Annotated in this window: 20 protein-coding genes; 7 read left to right on the forward strand and 13 right to left on the reverse strand. The window is 62.1% G+C overall.

Annotated features, from left to right (window positions below; all coding sequences use genetic code 11):
* Window positions 1-81: 81 nt before the first annotated feature.
* Both NWF24_RS27175 and NWF24_RS27180 read left to right on the forward strand, forming a co-directional pair.
* Entirely contained in the window at window positions 82-1,284 is a 1,203-nt protein-coding gene (locus tag NWF24_RS27175; protein WP_258351247.1) for an MFS transporter, read from the forward strand.
* Between the two features lie 27 nt (window positions 1,285-1,311).
* Window positions 1,312-2,250: a LysR family transcriptional regulator gene (locus NWF24_RS27180; RefSeq protein WP_093078584.1), complete on the forward strand. Its 939-nt coding sequence runs from the start codon at window positions 1,312-1,314 to the stop codon at window positions 2,248-2,250.
* Here NWF24_RS27180 and NWF24_RS27185 read toward each other — a convergent pair.
* The 5 genes from NWF24_RS27185 to NWF24_RS27205 all read right to left on the reverse strand — a co-directional run bounded on the left by NWF24_RS27185 (window position 2,213) and on the right by NWF24_RS27205 (window position 7,646).
* Window positions 2,213-4,351, reverse strand: a complete 2,139-nt coding sequence (locus NWF24_RS27185) for an alpha/beta hydrolase domain-containing protein (RefSeq protein ID WP_258351248.1) — start codon at window positions 4,349-4,351, stop codon at window positions 2,213-2,215. The two genes, NWF24_RS27180 and NWF24_RS27185, sit on opposite strands and share 38 nt — an antisense overlap.
* 132 nt (window positions 4,352-4,483) lie before the next feature.
* On the reverse strand, window positions 4,484-5,200 hold the full coding sequence (locus NWF24_RS27190; protein ID WP_258351249.1) for an anti-sigma factor: 717 nt from the start codon (window positions 5,198-5,200) through the stop codon (window positions 4,484-4,486).
* The gene (locus NWF24_RS27195; protein WP_375338490.1) at window positions 5,197-5,721 is read right to left on the reverse strand and encodes a sigma-70 family RNA polymerase sigma factor; all 525 of its coding nucleotides are present in this window, start codon (window positions 5,719-5,721) and stop codon (window positions 5,197-5,199) included. The genes NWF24_RS27190 and NWF24_RS27195 overlap by 4 nt, the downstream gene beginning before the upstream one ends.
* Before the next feature lie 100 nt (window positions 5,722-5,821).
* Window positions 5,822-6,391 (reverse strand): DUF3455 domain-containing protein, encoded by a 570-nt coding sequence (locus NWF24_RS27200; RefSeq protein ID WP_258351251.1) that lies wholly within the window; start codon window positions 6,389-6,391, stop codon window positions 5,822-5,824.
* Between the two features lie 844 nt (window positions 6,392-7,235).
* Window positions 7,236-7,646 carry a hypothetical protein gene (locus NWF24_RS27205; protein ID WP_258351252.1) on the reverse strand — a complete coding sequence of 137 codons (411 nt, stop codon included), beginning with the start codon at window positions 7,644-7,646 and terminating at the stop codon, window positions 7,236-7,238.
* Between the two features lie 206 nt (window positions 7,647-7,852).
* On the opposite strand from NWF24_RS27205, the gene NWF24_RS27210 reads away from it, so the two are divergent.
* From NWF24_RS27210 to NWF24_RS27225, 4 genes are read left to right on the forward strand one after another with little or no spacing between them, the layout of a single operon-like run.
* Window positions 7,853-8,854, forward strand: a complete 1,002-nt coding sequence (locus NWF24_RS27210; RefSeq protein ID WP_258351253.1) for a M35 family metallo-endopeptidase — start codon at window positions 7,853-7,855, stop codon at window positions 8,852-8,854.
* Window positions 8,844-9,293 (forward strand): hypothetical protein, encoded by a 450-nt coding sequence (locus NWF24_RS27215; protein ID WP_258351254.1) that lies wholly within the window; start codon window positions 8,844-8,846, stop codon window positions 9,291-9,293. The genes NWF24_RS27210 and NWF24_RS27215 overlap by 11 nt, the downstream gene beginning before the upstream one ends.
* A 19-nt stretch (window positions 9,294-9,312) precedes the next feature.
* Window positions 9,313-9,807, forward strand: coding sequence for a hypothetical protein (locus NWF24_RS27220; RefSeq protein WP_258351255.1), 495 nt, complete (start codon window positions 9,313-9,315; stop codon window positions 9,805-9,807).
* On the forward strand, window positions 9,794-10,129 hold the full coding sequence (locus NWF24_RS27225; protein WP_258351256.1) for a hypothetical protein: 336 nt from the start codon (window positions 9,794-9,796) through the stop codon (window positions 10,127-10,129). The genes NWF24_RS27220 and NWF24_RS27225 overlap by 14 nt, the downstream gene beginning before the upstream one ends.
* Before the next feature lie 19 nt (window positions 10,130-10,148).
* Here the strand turns inward: NWF24_RS27225 and NWF24_RS27230 are convergent, their stop codons facing one another.
* Window positions 10,149-11,585, reverse strand: coding sequence for an MFS transporter (locus NWF24_RS27230; RefSeq protein ID WP_258351257.1), 1,437 nt, complete (start codon window positions 11,583-11,585; stop codon window positions 10,149-10,151).
* Window positions 11,586-11,728: 143 nt separating this feature from the next.
* Between NWF24_RS27230 and NWF24_RS27235 the strand changes: the two genes are divergently transcribed.
* Complete coding sequence (locus NWF24_RS27235) at window positions 11,729-12,652, forward strand: LysR substrate-binding domain-containing protein (protein ID WP_258355360.1); 924 nt, start codon at window positions 11,729-11,731, stop codon at window positions 12,650-12,652.
* A 28-nt stretch (window positions 12,653-12,680) separates the two neighbouring features.
* Here NWF24_RS27235 and NWF24_RS27240 read toward each other — a convergent pair whose 3' ends face one another.
* The 7 genes from NWF24_RS27240 to NWF24_RS27265 form a co-directional block, all read right to left on the reverse strand.
* Window positions 12,681-12,971: a putative quinol monooxygenase gene (locus NWF24_RS27240; protein WP_258351258.1), complete on the reverse strand. Its 291-nt coding sequence runs from the start codon at window positions 12,969-12,971 to the stop codon at window positions 12,681-12,683.
* 150 nt (window positions 12,972-13,121) lie between these two features.
* On the reverse strand, window positions 13,122-14,057 hold the full coding sequence (locus NWF24_RS27245; RefSeq protein WP_258351259.1) for an AraC family transcriptional regulator: 936 nt from the start codon (window positions 14,055-14,057) through the stop codon (window positions 13,122-13,124).
* A gap of 86 nt (window positions 14,058-14,143) precedes the next feature.
* On the reverse strand, window positions 14,144-14,470 hold the full coding sequence (locus NWF24_RS27250) for a hypothetical protein (protein ID WP_258351260.1): 327 nt from the start codon (window positions 14,468-14,470) through the stop codon (window positions 14,144-14,146).
* 534 nt (window positions 14,471-15,004) lie between these two features.
* A complete protein-coding gene (locus NWF24_RS34300) occupies window positions 15,005-15,196 on the reverse strand; it encodes a DUF1508 domain-containing protein (RefSeq protein ID WP_375338416.1) in 192 nt (63 codons plus the stop codon).
* Between the two features lie 56 nt (window positions 15,197-15,252).
* Complete coding sequence (locus NWF24_RS27255; protein WP_258351261.1) at window positions 15,253-15,840, reverse strand: hypothetical protein; 588 nt, start codon at window positions 15,838-15,840, stop codon at window positions 15,253-15,255.
* Entirely contained in the window at window positions 15,815-16,303 is a 489-nt protein-coding gene (locus NWF24_RS27260) for a helix-turn-helix domain-containing protein (RefSeq protein WP_258351262.1), read from the reverse strand. Before NWF24_RS27260 ends, NWF24_RS27255 begins: the two co-directional genes overlap by 26 nt.
* A gap of 2 nt (window positions 16,304-16,305) precedes the next feature.
* Entirely contained in the window at window positions 16,306-16,848 is a 543-nt protein-coding gene (locus NWF24_RS27265; RefSeq protein ID WP_258351263.1) for a hypothetical protein, read from the reverse strand.
* Between the last annotated feature and the right edge of the window lie 183 nt (window positions 16,849-17,031).

The following is a 17,031-nucleotide window of genomic DNA, read 5'->3' on the forward strand; positions in this document are numbered from 1 at the left end:
CGATTATCTTCAGCGCATGCCCGCCGCCGCCGCGCTCCCCACCCTTCTCCCCTCGGGGTTTGCGCAGGCCATGCCGGCACGATGAAGTTTCCGGCTTTTCTCTTCTCGCTCTTCGTCTCCAAGCTGGCTGACCAGATCCTGCTGTTCCTGGTGCCGCTCGTGGTGTTCCAGGTGACGCAGGATGTGGCGTGGTCGGGCTACGCCTTCGCGGCCGAGACGCTGCCGCGCTTTCTCTCGTTTCCCGTTTGCGGCGCGCTGTGCGACCGCATCTCGCCGCTGAAGCTGCTGCGCGGCAGCCAGGTGTTTCGCGCGCTGGTGTGCGTGCTCGGCGTGCTGGGCAACGAGGCCATGGGCGGCATCGGCTGGCTCGTGGGGCTGTCGGCCGTGTGCGGCGTGCTCACCACGCAGGGAATGATGGCCCGCGAGGTGATGCTCCCGCAGATCGCCAGCGGAACCCGGGGCCTGGGCTTCGACAAGGTGCTGGCCTACGCACAGACCGCCGACCAGACCGGCATGGTGCTCGGCCCCCTGCTGGCGGCTGCACTGATTGCAGTGTGGCCCTGGCAGGCGGCAGTGGGCGCCGCGGCGGCGCTGTTCCTGCTGGCCGACATAGCCACTGCCTGGTGGCGGCGCGGCAACCCCGTCGAACTGCACGAGCCGCAGGGCGAGCCAGGGCAGCATCTGCTGAAACCCATCGCCACCGCACTCGGCCACCTGCTGCGCCTGCCGGGCCTGCTGCGGCTGACCATGCTCACGTCCGGCGTGAACCTGATGCTCGGCACCACGCTGGCCTCTTCCGCCGCGATGGTCACCGGGCTGCACCAGCGCTCCGCCACCTACTACGCCGGGCTGCAGACGCTCGGGGCCGTGGCCACCATCGTGATCCTGCTGGCGATCATCCGGGGATCGATCGCGCTGAAGCGCATGGGCATCACCGCCTACCTGCTGATACTGGCCGGCGGCCTGCTCACGGCCGCGAGCACCAGCCACTGGGGCTACGCGGCTGGCTTCCTGCTGGTGATCGGGTTCGACAAGATGTTCAGCATCTACATCCGCATCCACCGGCAGCGGATCATTCCGGTGAAGGACTACGGCAAGACCACCGGGGTGATCGTGCTGCTGAACAACCTGACGCAGCCGCTTGCGGGGCTGATCGTCGGTGCGTTTGCGGATGCGACGCAGACGCGTGGCGTGATCTTTTCGCTTTGCCTGCTGGTAGGGGCCATCGGCATCGTTGCCGCCGTTGCGGCCAGCAGGGGAGCCGCTGCTGCTGCAGAGCCTTGATGGCAGCGGTGGTCAAATCCAACCGCCATGCTCAACCTGAACCGTTTCGATCTCATCTCCCTGCGCCTTTTCGTCGCAGTCGTCGATGCAGGGAGCCTGACGGCGGGCGCAGATCGATTCGGCGTTTCGCTCCCGGCAGTGAGCAAGCGCATCACCGACCTCGAACGGCATTGCGGCGTCGCCCTGCTCCAGCGGGGGCAGCGCGGCGTGACCGCCACGCCGGAGGGACAGACCCTGCACCGACACGCCATCGAGGTGATCGCGCGGCTGGAGCAACTCGTGCAGGCCGTTGACGATCTTCAATCGGGTGCCACCGGCCACCTGCGGCTGTGCGCCAATCCTTCCGCTTTCGGAGGCTTCCTGCCGAGCGTGCTGGCGGCGTATGCCCGCCGCTATCCCCATGTCGTGATCGACATGGAAGACGCATTGAGCGAGGACGGTATCCGCGCCGTGCTTAAAGGCACGGCGGAGCTCGCCGTCATCGGCGACAACGTGCCGCGTGAAGGCCTGGAGACCATCGTCTGCAATATCGACCAGCTGGTCCTGCTCGTGCCGGCAGGCCATGCGCTGGAGGGCCGGCAGAACGCCTCCATCGAGGACGTGTTCGACCACGACCTCGTCACGCTGGCACGAAGCGCGTCGCTCACGCGCAAGGTGATGGCGGCGGCCGACGCGGTACAGCGCACGCCCCGCATCCGGGTTCAGGTGCGCAGCTTCGATTCGATGTGCCGCATGGTCGCATCGGGGCTGGGCCTGGCGATCCTGCCGCGCGCCGCTGCCGCGCTCTATGCCCAGGCCCTCGGCCTCGTGCAGGTTGGCCTCGAAGGCATCGAGATGGAGCGCGTGCTGCTGCTGGCCATGCGCAGCCGCTCGGAACTGTCCGTACCGGCAGCCGCCCTCGTGGAAATGATCGAGGGTACTGCCGCGTTCAGCGAAGCACAGCGCTCTCGGACGCCTGCCGGATGAGCCGGTCGCGATCGGCAGGCAGAAGAAAGCCCTCGGCAAACGCCTTCAAGGCTGCAGCGCGAACCGCGGCCTCGTAGCCCTCATGGCTGCCATAGCGCTCCTCGAGCGACAGGCGCGGGTCGCCGCGGGCGATGCGCTCGGCACGCGTTCGCGCGAACGGCACATAACCGCCCACGTAGTTGCACACCTGCCCCTGATGAAAACCCTCGGCGGTGATGTTGAAGCCCAGGTAGGTGCCCAACGGAGCCATCACGAGCACGGTGGGCACACTCCCGATCTCGTTGCCGTCGGCATCGACCTTCGGCACCTTCATCGGAATGACCTTCCTGATGACCGGCGGCACGTTGGTTGGCACGCCAGAAGCTTCCGCGTGATCGAATTGCGGGCCCCAGTCGTAGTCGAACACCGGAAACGCAAAGTTCTCCCGCTGGAAGATCGAGTCCGGAACGCCGGGCACGGCGCCCGGAAAGCCCATTGCCCCCTTGTTCGCGTCAACCAGCGTCTTGCCCGCCAGCGTGGGCCACCGGCTCGGCGGCGGCGGTGTGCCCTTCAACACCCAGTCGCGCATGGCCATGCGCAGCACGTTGGTGATCTCCGTGTGCGGCACCGGGTTCGCCGCCAGAGTGCCGCGGCCAAAGCTGTTGCCGGGGCAGATGGGGCTGGTGGCAGTCTCCGGCGGCATGTGCGCGAAGCCACCAGATCCGCCGCCGTGGCTGCTGCTCGGCACGTAGTAGCGGCGAACGTTGCGGGGCAACGGAATGTCCGCGTCGCCAGCCGTGCCGATCCACTCCGGCGTCAGCTTCAGCGCATACACCTCGGCCGACCCGAAATGCTCGATCACCTTCGGGCAGGTGCTGTTCTTGTCGCAACGCGAGAAGATGCTGCCGGTGGGCTGCTTGCGCACCGGGTCTGGCCAGTCCGCCCACCACTGCGGGCCTTCGCTGCCCTGCTGGTAGAGCTCCAGCACCCCGTCCGGCTGGGCCCAGCGCGAGTTGGCGGCCACCCGGCGGCCCGCGATGATCGGCCAGGCGCCGTCGTAGACCATGCGGTTGCGTTCGTCCTGGTTCAGGCCCATGAAGATGAACTGCCGCACCATGTTTCCGGACTGCGACACACCCCGCACGGCCGTGCCCTTGACGAAGCCTGCAACCGGATTGCGCGTGCCGGAGTCGTCGGCGGCTTCGTAGCGGAAGAAGGTGCCAACGTCGCGGAATGCCGCCATCTCCACGCCCAGGACGTAAGCGTTCTGTGCCGGGTACACCACCTGGTACAACAGCTTGGGATCGAAGCCATTGCGCAAACAGATATGCACCGGCAGGTTGCCAGGTGCGTTGGCGGGGTTGTTGTCGATCGGCGTACCGGGAAACGGGTTGCCGGCGTCGCATTTCGCGAATGCCCAGTCGCCCGGGGCGATGTCAGGCCCCTCGGTGACAACGCCGTCGACAGTCTCCTTCGTGTGCGTCTTCAGCGTCGCCTTGGTCGTGTCCAGCGTGGCCGGGAGATATGGCACAGGGTTCGTCTGCACCATCAGCGGCTTGGAGTCCGGGCCGCTCTGATTGACGATTCGCGCGAGCACATTGCCTGTGACGGCCGCGCCACCCACCTTCGCGATAGGCGCCGCCACCCAATGATTGGTGCCCGAGGCGCGGTTGACTGGAACGCCCGTGTTGCCGGCGTTGTCCGCCTGCCAGCCGCTGCGCAGGCCAATGTCGCCCAGTTCCCGCTCTTCGACGACGATGGTTCCAGCACCGCCGCGATTGGGTACGTCATGCCAGAGAAAGCCGCTCGCGCGGTTCATGTCGACCGGCTTCACCAGATTGAACGAGGTCTCGTAGCGCACCTTGCCATCGGCGTCCGCTCCCAGCTTGATGTCGGTAACGATGCTGTTGTGCGGGTCGTTCGGGTCGAGCTCGCCGAAGGCGCGACCGCGGATCTGCTCGTAGGGAATCGACTGCCCCGTGAGCGCCGAGACATCGTCGATCACGATGCGGGTGACGCGGGCCTCGACCGGTGCGGCAGCCACGATCGCCGCCACGGCCGCCGCGGCCGCCGTGAGCCAATGCAGGCGTGACTGGCGCCCGCTCAGGTTTCTGGGGTGCATGCTGTCTCCTGTTTTTATGCTGCTCCGAACGTGTCGGCGCCTTGCATCCTCACGATTCGGAGGCACGCCGACAATTCGCGTCTTGTTTAGCCGGTCTTAACCGATGGTTAAGGACAGGCGCAGCGAGCGCTGCTACATCACCTTGACGGCGCGGCCGATGAACTGGATCGGCCCCGTCGGCCGGTCGATGGGCGAGCCGTTCTCGGGCTCCAGCGTGAGCTCGAACAGCTGGTTCGGCTCCAGCGGCGGCAGCTTGTCGATGGGAATGCGCAGCGTCTGCCCCTGCTTGACCAGCCCCAGCGACACCGGGCCACGCCACTGATCGGCCTTGGTCCAGAACTGCAGCGCCTTCTGCGGCGGCACCTCGAAGGTGCCCAGCGGCACCAGGCTCAGCTGGCGCGACGAGGTGGTCTGAATCACCCAGCCAGGCGACTTGTCCTGCGGAGCAACCAGCACCACCATGTACTGCGGCTGAGGCAACGGGCGCATGACGAGCACCGCGACCATCAATGCGGCGGCGGCGAACCCGCCAGCGGCCAGGCCGCGCCACAGCTGAAGGTTGTTCCACCAGCTCGAGAAGGCCGACGGACGCGCAGGCTTCGGCTCTGCAACGTTGCCAAGGCTCTGCTCGATGCGCGCCCACAGCGCAGGCGACGGGTCCGCCGGCGGAGCGAGCGCCGTGAGCGGCAACAGCCGCGCCTCCCAGCCCTGCACGGCTTCGCGCAATGCCGACTCGTTATGCATGCGCGCTTCGACCGCCGCACGCGCGCCGGCCGACAGCGTGCCCAGCACGTACTCGCCCGCCAGCGCGTCGATGTCGTCGTCGGTCGGGTTGTTGCTGCCGCTCATGCCATGCACTCCCGCAACGCGCGCATGCCGCGCTGGATCCAGGCCTTCACCGTGCCCAACGGCGTCTGCAGCCGCTCAGCGATCTCGCCATGCGAGCAGCCTTCGACATACGCATAGAGGATGCAATCACGCCGCGCCGGCTCCAGCCCTTTCAGGCAGTTGTCGAGCCTGCCCAGATCGGCGCGCAATTCGAACGGATCGCCGGCCGAGGCGTATGCCGCCAGCGCAGCCTGGTCGTCAATGGCTTCGGCGGCGTCTTCGCTCACGTCCACCTGTCGTGCGCCGCTGCGCACCATGTTCAGCGCGGCGTTGCGCACCACGCTGTAGACCCACCCACGGCCCTCACCGCGCGCCGGGTTGAAAGTTTCCGCGCGCTGCCAGATGCTGATGAAGGCGTCGTGCAGCACGTCTTCGGCCTGCTGGCGCTGGCGCACGATGCGCAGCGCCACGCCCATCAGGTAGCGGCTCTCGCGCTGGTACAGCTGCTGCAAAGCCTGACGATCGCCGCGGGCGCAAGCCATGAGAGCGGCGTCGTAGTCGAAGGGCGCGACGGTAGGCGGCGGGTTTTGCACCGGCCGATGGTAGTGGAGCCAACGGCCCCACTGCTGAATCACCCGCCGATCAGGACGCCTTCCAGAAGATGTAGTCGGCCTGGTACTGCACGACCTGCTTCTGGCCCTTGGTGGCCGGCGTGCACGGCACGGCAGCCGGAGCCACGCCGCCTTGCAGCGCCACGCGCTGGATGTAGGTCACGCCAGTCATCGCGCCCGAGCCCACGGCCGGATTGGCCTTCACGAGCTGGAACGGCAGGCTGGTCGGCCCCGAGGGTGCGACAGCCAGCTGAGTGGCCGTGAGCTTGGAGCCGTCGTTCGACTCCCACGTGGCCGGCGGGCCGTAGTACTTGCCGACCTGCTTGCCGCCGCGGTCCCACAGCTTGGCGTCGGGGCCGACGAACACCCATTCGGTCTGGCCGGGGGTGTTGGCCTTGTCGCGGCATTCGTAGGTGATGTCGCCCTTGCCGACGGTTTCCATGGCGATCTTGTTGCCGGCCGGCACCTGGATGGTCGGCGGCAGGCTGGACTGGTTGAAGGTGGGGCCTGAAGACATCGAGCCGCAGGCGGTGAGTACGGCGGCAGCGGCGGAGACGGTGCCGAGAACGGCAAGCGAGCGGGTGGGACGGGAGGTGTGCATGGAAATACTCCTGGGTTGTAGATGGGCAGCAGCTCCTCGCTGCTGGAGGGTCTACACGCCAGGGGTGGGTTTGGATGCAGGGGGTGCGAAAAATTTTTCTTGCGAGCAACGAGCCTTGAATCGAATGTGCGTCGCACCGTGAAATACGAACGGGCGTTTAACGATAGACAACAGTGCTTACTCGCTCGACCACGTACACCTCCTGGGTCATCAACTCTGGGTGTATTGAATGGATCGAGAAATTCGCGGCCCGCATCGCAGGCGCCACGTGAGAAGGAGCCAACCAACTGTCTGGCGGACTGCCTGGCATTTGGCTGCAGTCCTCGCAATGTTGGTCGCCCCATCCGCTTATGCATGTCGCCCGATCAAAGTCGCGTACGTTTACTTCGAGCGAAACTCCGCCGCGGTGTCCGCAGCGCAGGTCTCGAGCTTGGCGAACTGGATGGCCGATCTTCGGGTGAGGTATCCGAACCACGGGTCCATCACCCTCCATGCGTCTACCGAGCCCGGAGAGCATTCGCCTGATAGCCTGGGGATGGAGCGAGCACACAACGTTGCTCGCGTTCTCCGGGACAACCTTGGACTCGAAGAGGCAAAGCTCCGTCTCCCCGAGCGCGCTCACGTGGTCGCTCCGTCTTCAGTAACGAACTGGAGGGGAGAGAAGAAGCAGGGCGTGATCGGCGTGGATCTCGAATTTCTGCCTGCCTGCCCGCATGAATGCCCTTGCCAAAGGGATGATCCGCTCTACAAGCCACCGGCACCCCGGTGATGGAGACTGCCCTCCTGTTTGGCGTGGGATGCAATCCAAGCCTCCCGGATGGCTTGGAGCGTTGACTTTGCGCTTTCAGCGCTTGAAACCTGGGATCGGGACTGGGCTGCAATCAGGAAGGTCGGCCTGAAAGGGAACGAGATCGATCGCCGCATAGTTCCCGCCTTTGAATGTCGATGAAGGCGAGCTGAGATGAGAGGTGGCGTGAATCGGCACTTCATCAAGAAGCATCCGGAGCGCACGTTCCGTTTCCACGGCCCTGCGATGCGCAAGCGCCTTGGCTCCCTTGGCATTCGCAGGAGCGATCCCATCGACCCTGACGCTCTCCAGTCGCGGGAACTCCTTCCGCCACCTATCAAGCCAGCCAACCAGCCTCACCACTTCCGACTTCTCGAGGGTGGCAGATGCAGGTGCAAAGTCGAGGTCGATGGCAAATGCGCGAGAACACGCCTGGGTGGTACTCGCTGCCAACATGCCGATGAGCAAGAAGAAGATTGACGGTCTAACTCGCATAGCTGACTCCCAAAGCGACGTAGCTTGCAACGCTGTCGGCTTTCTTTGGCGCACACCGTGTCTCTTCAAAAATCGAAAACTACAGTCGGCGTGAAAAATTTCTAGCCGGTTGACACTAGGCCACAGTGTCAACACGCGCTTCCTCCTACAACTCCCGGACACAACAGGGAGCTTTCAGGATGATGCGTAAATTTCTCGTGGTCGGCGATCCGCCGGCTTCTGGTGGGAGGGTGCTGCCCTACGAAGGCCCGATGCTCGATTTGTTCGGCCACCGAGCCGCATTGATCGGCGGCAGGGCCTACTGCGAAGGGTGCAACAGCGTTGGCATCATCGCGAAGGCAGGAGGGCCAAGACGTCCGCAGTTCATATCGGAGGTAGCGTTGGAGGGCGACGTGGTGGTGTGTCACTGTCCGATGCCACAGCCCCTGCTCTCCAGGCTGCAGCAATCGACGGAATATGACGATGAGGACTGGCATGCGGCTGGAATCATGCCGAGCATGGCAGCGCTGGGCGTTCTGGCGACCACAGCTTCCGGCTTGGAAATGGCAGCCTTCAAGCAGGTCGTCGATGATCGTGTCACGCATCCACCTGAGGCCGAACAGACAGAGAACATCTGCCCGAACATGACAAACAAGGTGTTCTCCGATCGGATGATGAAGATTCGCGATAGAGCCGTCGAACTGATCGCGAAGAAGCGCCTTCCGGAACTTCGGCGTTGGAATAGCACAGACCAGGCTCGCGTCGCCCAATGGTTTGGCAACAACGACTCATCCACCAGGGACTACCTACAGAACGGTCTCGCAGCTTGCGAGCGGGTACTGCGTGGTTTGGAGGGGAAGAACTTTGTGCGCTATTCATCGACGGCGCTGCGGCATGTGGGATGCACTATCGACTCACCAAGGGGAGCTGTCGCCGCCGTCTGCAAACCCGATATCCAATCGCGCACTATCGCGATTCATATTGACTTCTGCGACCTGCGGCGTACCTCTGGAGATTCCGATTCGCAGCTATCTACCCTCATACATGAGGTGACACATTTCAACGATACCTTCGACAGCCTGGACACCTTCAAGAACCTTCGCGACTCCTTGAACGCAGTAAAAACTACTCCTGACGGCGTGAAGTCCAACGCCGACAGCATCACTGGCTACGTCGTATGGGATGAACCCTATGAAGGCTAAATACATCGCTCTGCTGTCGCTGGCTCTGACTGTCTGTCAAGCATCAGCATGCAGCTACATCGTGCAGACCCAGCTGAGTTTCGAGGGCGACTCGGCGGCACTGGATCGATCGCAGGTCATCAAGCTTTCCGAATGGCTGAACCGCTCATATGCAACTTTCTCCATGTACACGCGCGCGTCGATCGAGGTCGGGGCATCCAGCGCGGCGCCCCAGGAGGCAAAGGCGTTGGCTGAACAGCGTGCAGCCAATACGGCGAGAGCGCTGCGCATGTTGTTGAAGACCGACCTTCCGATTACGACCGTCGCTCGTGGGTATAGGTCACCCATGAATGGCCTGGGTGACAGCAACGATTTCGCCTCGCTCCAGCTCTATCCCGACGTCGAAGGGCTGAAGCTACCGGACTGCAATCCGGTCCCGATTTCCGGTTTCAAGCGGTAGCACGAGGACATTGCTCATCATGCAAGACCAAAGACTTTCCGTTGTGCTTGGCTCCCTGCTGGCATCTCTCGTCTTGATGGCTACGCCGACCGCGCAGGCCTGCAGTCCGATGAAGGTCATTGGTGTGTACTTCGATCGCGACTCCGCGACCGTATCCGCAGCACAAGTGTCTGGGCTGGCCAATTGGATGGCCGACCTGCGCGCGAGATATCCGAACCATGAATCCATCGACGTCAGCGCCTCCGCAGAACCTGGCGAACAGGCTCCGAACAGCTTGGCAATAGAACGGGCACGCAATGTTGCGCGCGTTCTCCGGGAAAACCTGCAATTCGATGAGACGAAGATTTATCTGCCGGACCAGGGCTATGTCAAAAAGCCCGCTTCTGCATATCTGAAACAGTTGGAGAAGAGCCAAGGCGTCAGAGCCGTGCAACTCGACTTTCTTCCTGCCAGTCCGCATGAGTGTTCATGTCAGATGAGCGCCCATCTCCACAAGCCACGTGTTCCGCAATGACGAAGGAATGAACAACCATCGGCGCACCGCTCTCGGGTGCCTGAGCGTACTGGCATGGTTCCTCACGATGCCAGCAGTATTTGTGGCCGTTGGAGCAGTGGACCAGCACAAGTTCCAGTCGATCACTGACAACATCGCTCCGATTACTGCCACGACTCTCTTAGTCTGGGCAGTCTGGATCTACTGGCGCTTCGTTCCGAGCGCTCCCCGGCTCTGGCACCGAATCGGCTATCTGGCCGCCTTTCTGATGGGGATGTGCCTGCTGGGGGTGGGCGCGCTGTGGGTGACCTTCTGGGTCATGACGGCGATCCACGGTGCGTAGCGCTGGCACCAGAGATACGTCACCCCCTCCTCCGTATCAACTGCGCCAACAACGTCAGCACAGCAAATCCCAATATCACCCCCACCCCCGGATAAAGCATCGCCAGCTCCGTCCCAGGCGCAATCGCCGCAGTCAACACCGCCAGCCCACAAGCCCCACCCACCTGCAGCGAACTGTTCAGCAGCCCAGCCGCCAGCCCTTGCTCATGGTCGGCCACACCGTTCGTTCCGGCCACCATCAGCGCCGAAATGCTCAGCGCAAACCCCACGCCCCACAGCACCGAAGCCGGCAGCAACACGCCCCACAAATCAGGCTCAGGCCCGATGCGCAGCATCAGCAGATAGCACGGCACAAACGCCACCAGCCCGACCATCAACACGCGCGTCACGCCAAAGCGGCTGATCAGCGCGCCGATCTTCGGACCGATAACCACCACCATCAGCCCCGCAGGCAGCAGCACCAGCGTCATCTGCCACGGCTTCCAGCCCTGGATGTTCTGCAGATACAGCGCAATCAAAAACTGAAAGCCCATCGCGCCGCCGTACAGCAGCGCGGCGCCTACATTGGCCGCCACCAGCCCACGGTTGCGGAAGATGCCCAGCCGCACCAGCGGCTCTTTCACCGTGCGCTCGATGGCAACAAAGGCCGCCAGTAGCGCCACGGCCAGCACGAACCCGCCGACCGTGCGCAGCGAGGCCCAGCCCGCCTCTTCCGCCGACACCACGGTGAACACCATCAGCAGCATGCCCGCCACCAGCGTGACGGCGCCGCCGATGTCGAGCCGCTGCTGTCCCTTGATGCGCGGCGGATCGGGCGGCAGGTAGCGCAGCGCGGCCAGCAACAGCAGCACGGCGACCGGGATCGGCAGCACGAAGATGTAGCGCCAGTTCAGCGCCGCCAGCAGCCCGCCGATGAGCAGGCCCGACGAGTACCCCGAGGCCTCGAACAGGTTGAAGATGCCGAAGGCCTTGTTGCGCGCCGGCCCTTCGGCAAAAGTGGTGGTCAGCAGCGACATCGCGGCCGGCCCGGTGAAGCCCGCGGCCATGCCTTTGACGAAGCGCGAGACGATCAGCAGCCCCGCATCAGTGGCAAAGGCGCCGCCCACCGACACCAGTGCGAACACCGCGAGCCCGGCCACCAGCACGCGCCTGCGGCCGAACAAGTCAGCACAGCGCCCACCCAGCAGCAGAAAGCCGCCAAAGGCCAGGATGTACGCGCTGACCAGCCACTGCGCCGTGGCCGCGCCAATGCCGAAGGCGTGCTGGATCTCGGGGATTGCCACCGCAATCATCGAGATGTCGAGCCCATCGAGCAGAATCACGCCGCTGAAGATGAGCAGCGCAATCCACATGCGCGCGGGCCAATGCAGGGGGTCTTTTGTTCTCTCCGTCGCGGCGGCAACAACAGCGCCTTCATCGTCAGGGCGCGCGTCGCACGGGTTCAAGCTGGCAGACATTCTTCAATTGCTCCAATCAATCCATGGGTTCTTTGATTGGTTCGATCGTCACGCGCCGCGCGCGTCTTGAAAAACTAGTAGTTCTCAACGAACCATCAAATGGAGCTTGAAGATCGATGGCACTGACGACGACGACGACGCCGATGAACCGCATGCTGCCGGGCACACGCGCCCTGCGAACCTTCGAGGCAGCCGCGCGGCACCTGAACTTCACGCGCGCGGCCGACGAGGTGGGGCTCACGCCCGTGGCCGTGAGCTACCAGATCAAGGAAATAGAAGACCAGCTGGGCGTGGTGCTCTTCACGCGCACCAGCCGCAGCATTCAGCTCACGCCGGCCGGCGCCGTGCTGTTCGAGGCGACTGCCGACGCGCTAGACACCCTGCACCGCGCCGCAGGCCGCGCCCGCAAGCTCACGCGCAATGCGGCGCACCTGCGCGTGTCATTGAGCGCGCGCTTTGCCACCAACTGGCTGCTGCCGAGGCTGCCGCAGTTCAGGGCCGCCAACCCGGGGCTGGAGCTGACCTTCGACATCACCGACACACTGCGCGACTTCGAGGCCGACGACATCGACATTGCCATCCGCTTCGGCACCGGCAGCTATGAGGGTGCGCGCGCCGACCGGCTGTTCGACACCCTCATCGTGCCCGTGTGCAGCCCCAGGCTCATCGAGACCGGGCCGCCGCTGAACGAGCCGCGCGACCTGTTGCACCACACGCTCTGCTACGTCGACTGGAAGACCGACACCATGACCTGGCCCAACTGGCGCATGTGGATGGCCGCGGCCGGCGTCGACGACAACTTCGACGACAGCCGGTGCGTGGGCTTTGCCGATTCGAGCTTCGTGGTGCAAGCCGTGGTCGAAAGCGGCGCGGTCGGGCTGGCCGACCTGGACATGATTGCGGGCGACCTGGCGCAGGGGCGGCTGGTGCGGCTGTTCGACGTCGGCGTGCGCATGGCGGCGCCGTATGCGTATTACCTGGTGTATCCGCAAGGGAGCGAAGAGGACGCGCGGGTCGTGGCGTTTCGGGATTGGCTGCTGGGGGAGGCAGGCGCACCGACCGCCTGATTGCTCGCCCGAGCCCCAGCGCGCAGCATCAGAGCTCGTTGCAATAGCTGCTGACTGGCGGCCCAGCCAGTTCAGCCGCCATCGTGTCCCAAGCGCCGGACGACACCACGCCCGCAATATGAGCCTGATGGTGGCTGCGTGACTCCCACGACTCGACCAGCGTGAACACGCAGTCGTTGTCGCCGTGCCCGAACAACTGCACGCCACGGCATCCATCCGCCGATGGCAGCGACTGCTTGACCTGCTGCATGAGTTCGGCGAACGCGGATGCGCGCTCGGGCTTGGCTTCGAAAGTGATGATGACGTTGATCGGGCTCATGAGAATTTCTTTGTCGTTGGCTTGAAGAAAAAGGCAGACGGCAGGTTAGCCAGCGCCCTCCCCCGCGCCAAGGCGCGAAGCTGCGAAGAAATTGACCATGGCTGCGAAAGACGCAGCCGCCCCACATCAGTCAGTCAATCAGTCAATCAATCAGCCCGACTGAACGCGCCGCACGTACTCGGCAGGCGTTGCCTCGAAGCGCCTGCGAAACGCGCGATTGAAATGCGCCGCGCTCTCGAAGCCCACCTTCGCGGCCGCATCGCCGGGCCGCAGCCCCGCGCCCAGCATCAGCATGCGCGCCTCTTCCAGGCGCAGGTCGCGAATGCAGCGCATCGGCGTGACCCCGGCCACCTCGCGAAAACTGTGTGCAAAGTGCGAAGGGCTCATGTGCACGTGGCTGGCAATCTCGGCCACCGACAGTGGCAGGCCCAGATGGCGGCGCATGAAGGCGATGGCCGTCTGTATGCGTGCACCGGCCTTGGTAACGGCGCCCGCGCTGCGAATGGCGGCCGCGGCCTCGGAGCGCAGCAGCCGCAGCACGATTTCTTCAACCGCCAGCGGCGCGAGCGTGCGGCGGTCCACCGGGTCGTCGGCCGCCAGCAGCAGGCGGGCAAAAGCCTCGACCACCTCCGGCCCCACCGCGGCCGTGAAGTTCTCGGTCACACGGGCGGGCTCGGCCAGCGTGCCGCTTTCCGCCAGCGCGACAAAAGACTTGACCAGCATGTCGGGCGGCAAGTCGAGATGAATCGCGAGGTACGGATGCTCGGCGCTCGCCCCGACGACCGTGCCGAGGCACGCCACCTCGGCCCCGAGCACCAGGCACTGCGTGGCGCCGTAGTCGAGCGACCGGCGGTCGCCGAGGTGCGCGGTCTTGCGACCCTGCAAGACCACCACCACGCCCGGCGTGAGGCGCTGGGTCTTCTCGTAACGCACCGGGCGCGAGAACCGGTAGCAGCGCAGCCCCGGATACAGCGCATCGGTGCGGCCGTCCGCAGGGGTTCGCGCCGCGACCATGTCGCGCAGACGGGCCCAGACGGCGGTGGGAATGGCCTCGGGCTTGTTGTCGGCGACGGGCGAAGCTGGCATCGGTTTTGTTGTGGGGAGCAGAAGAAAAGCGCGATGCGCAGCGTAGCCGGTTGGCGCGTGCCCGTTGTCGGGGCGCACGGCCGGGGCTATTGGGTGCTGCCGATGTTCTGTCGCAGCGCTTCGCGCACTGCGCTGGTGGCGCCATTGACGGTATCGATGCGGAGCAGCAGCGCGTCGTTGAGCACGCCCAGCAAGGCGCTCAGTTCGGTGCGACTGGGGGTGAGCACCTCGCTGTCGTTCAGGGCGCTGGTGTCGACGAGCTTTTTGAGTGCGCTGTAGGCGCGCATCACGTCGTTGAGGGTGTCGGCGTCGTCGCAGGCTTGGAGAGCGAGGTCGTCGAGGTTGGGCGACGCGGGATCTGGGGAAGTGGAACGGGCGCTAGATTGCGCTGGTGCGGATGCAGTTTCAGCCATAGAGGCCTCCAATCGGGTTCGGATTGCTACAGCCGACGCACCCGCTTCCAAACGGGGGCGGCAGCTCGAACGGGTTGGAAGACCGGGAACCCTCTTGCGAAAGCCGGCAGGGCTCGCGCCCTCCCGTCCGAGCCGCCAAAAATGGCGCACGAACGAAAAAGCCGCAGACCATGTGCGGTATCTGCGGCTTTTGTCGCAGAGAGTTCAGACGGGCTTCCAAACCCGGTCGCGTTTTTTGCGCGAGAGAGAAGTATATCTAGTCGCGGCCTGTGCTAAGAATCCGAAGTCGACGGACCGAGATCGGTTTTTCGGCCTCGCACTAGCACCTTGAGAACACGCGGAACGTATTTATCACGTCTTGCGCTTGAAGACAGTTCTCTCAAGTCAAGATAAACCGCGAAAGGTTAAAAGCAACTTCGTGAATTTGCCATTCCAACAGCAAAGTCCGGAATCCTCTACCAAAGAAACACGCGCAGTAGATAAATAGCTGCGCGACGCAACAGAAGTTGCGCCGCGCAGGCTATTGCTTAACAATCATTCGGAAACAAAGACTGCGTGAGTGCTCGATGCCTTCAAAAGGCTAATCGAATGCGAGCAATCTTCACGCCGCTTGTAGCTTTCGCTACTCACTGCGATAGGCTCCGCATTTCTCGCATAATACGTCCAACGCCACTCACCACGCACATCTTTTCTCATCCAATAGCACGGATAGGTAACTTCAGCCATAAATTTTCTCCATCAATAGACAAATATTCGCCAATCGATAGAAAAATATTGCTCCATCATTCACTCTCTTTCTTTTTGGATCGCCTTTTCTTGGCAGCAGGCTTCAATTCAACTCCAGGCGGAGTCATCTCGGATTCGATATTTTTCGACTTAAGATATTCGAGCCGTTGCACCTCATCTTCAGCGGCCCGAGTTTTGGCAACACCTTGAAAGTGCCTTGCAGGCAATTGCCACATCCCATGCCGAGCCCGAGCCGTAAGATTACAGACCATCTCTCTTATCGAGCCATACAAAATCTGATATCCGCTAAAACGAACAGCACGAAAACGATCTTCCCCCAAAAACTCATCACCCCCCGTGTATCGAAAATAACCGATTACCTCAACCTCAATGAAGTAAGGAGTTTTTGCTTCTTCTTGCTCGCCCTTATCAACCTTTATTCCATATTGAAGGGCAAAGTGCCGAGGATCTTCAGCCTCCTCTTGAGGATATGAAAGCTTCGACCTCGTCAGAAATACGGTCTTCTCAAAATCAAAGTCAAGCTGCGGGAAATCAGCGCCCATCTCAAATTTTTCATTCTTTGCAACTTCAATCTTGATTGTTGAGAACTCAAGTCGATCAAGCAGTAGCAATTGCGCGCTCATCGAATCCTCCAGTCGAAACAATATTATGAGTACTTAGGGCAGGCCTAAATTTCGCTCTAGAGTTGATGCCAGTCAATTCCTTATATCCGCGATATATGGACATGCTTACCACATTTTCATGAGATTCATTAACAGAACCTTCATCCTCCCAAATGCAGTCTCTTTTCTTTTCGTTGGCGCCCCGCGCGACCGCCGATCGGTCGCCAATAAAAATACTCAGCTTTTCTTCAATCGCATCAGCAAGCATATACAAAGCGTCAATACTGACGTTTTGATTTCCGCGCAGCCAACGCGAAATATTGGCCTCTGAAACACCCAGGCGCTCCGCAAGATCAACATTTCGAATGCCCTTCTCAACCATTTGATTTCGAATTTGAAGGGCAATATCAGCACGACGAATAGCAGTAAAAAGCTTCTTATTCTTCTCGATTTTTTTGTGAATTTCAGTGTTGGTGAGCTTCATGGTCATTCCTTCAATATCTCAGTCTTGGCGGTGGGATCTAGATAGGACTTCATCAACGTTTCACAATACTTCGAGACTTCTTTCGGAGTGGTCTGATCCTTTTTGTGGTGGGCAAGCAACATTGAAATGACAGGTTGTGTTCCGGTTTGAATGGCGACTGGATGTGTGAAAAAGTAAACACGATCTTTGTTATTGGGCTTGAGCTCCCACAACTTGTGGTTACTACCGCCGTATTTGAATTCATGAGCAACTTTGACTTGGACGTAAGAGCCTTTCAGAACCGCTTGATAGTTCTGTTGCGCGGCGGCAGCGGTAATTCCCATCATCGAGGTAGCGAAAGCTATGCGCTTATCTTCGTCGTCCACATACTCGCTGATCGAGCGATAGAACTTCGTGCCGCTCAGGGTTTCTTTCGCATCTCCAATCGGGGTCGTCAAAGTCCAGTGAGGGGCGTTGGGAGATGTTGACGCTCCCAACACCGCGTGAATATCCACACCCGCATGCTGAAGCACGTCTTTGATGTTTATGGGTTTGAGGATAGGCACGAGGCAATCTTAACTTATAAGTTAAGTTTTTGCAACAACCGCTCCGGAGAGCACGAGACGAGATAGATCGACTGGAGGCCGGCTCGACGCAGCTCGGGAAGGGAGTCCTCTTAGGCTAGAAGGCAGAGTTCTCCAAGGATTTTTGCTTTGAAAGCAACTATCTTCTGCCCCATACCCCATTTA

Source organism: Variovorax paradoxus, from assembly GCF_024734665.1.
Taxonomy (GTDB): Bacteria; Pseudomonadota; Gammaproteobacteria; order Burkholderiales; family Burkholderiaceae_C; genus Variovorax.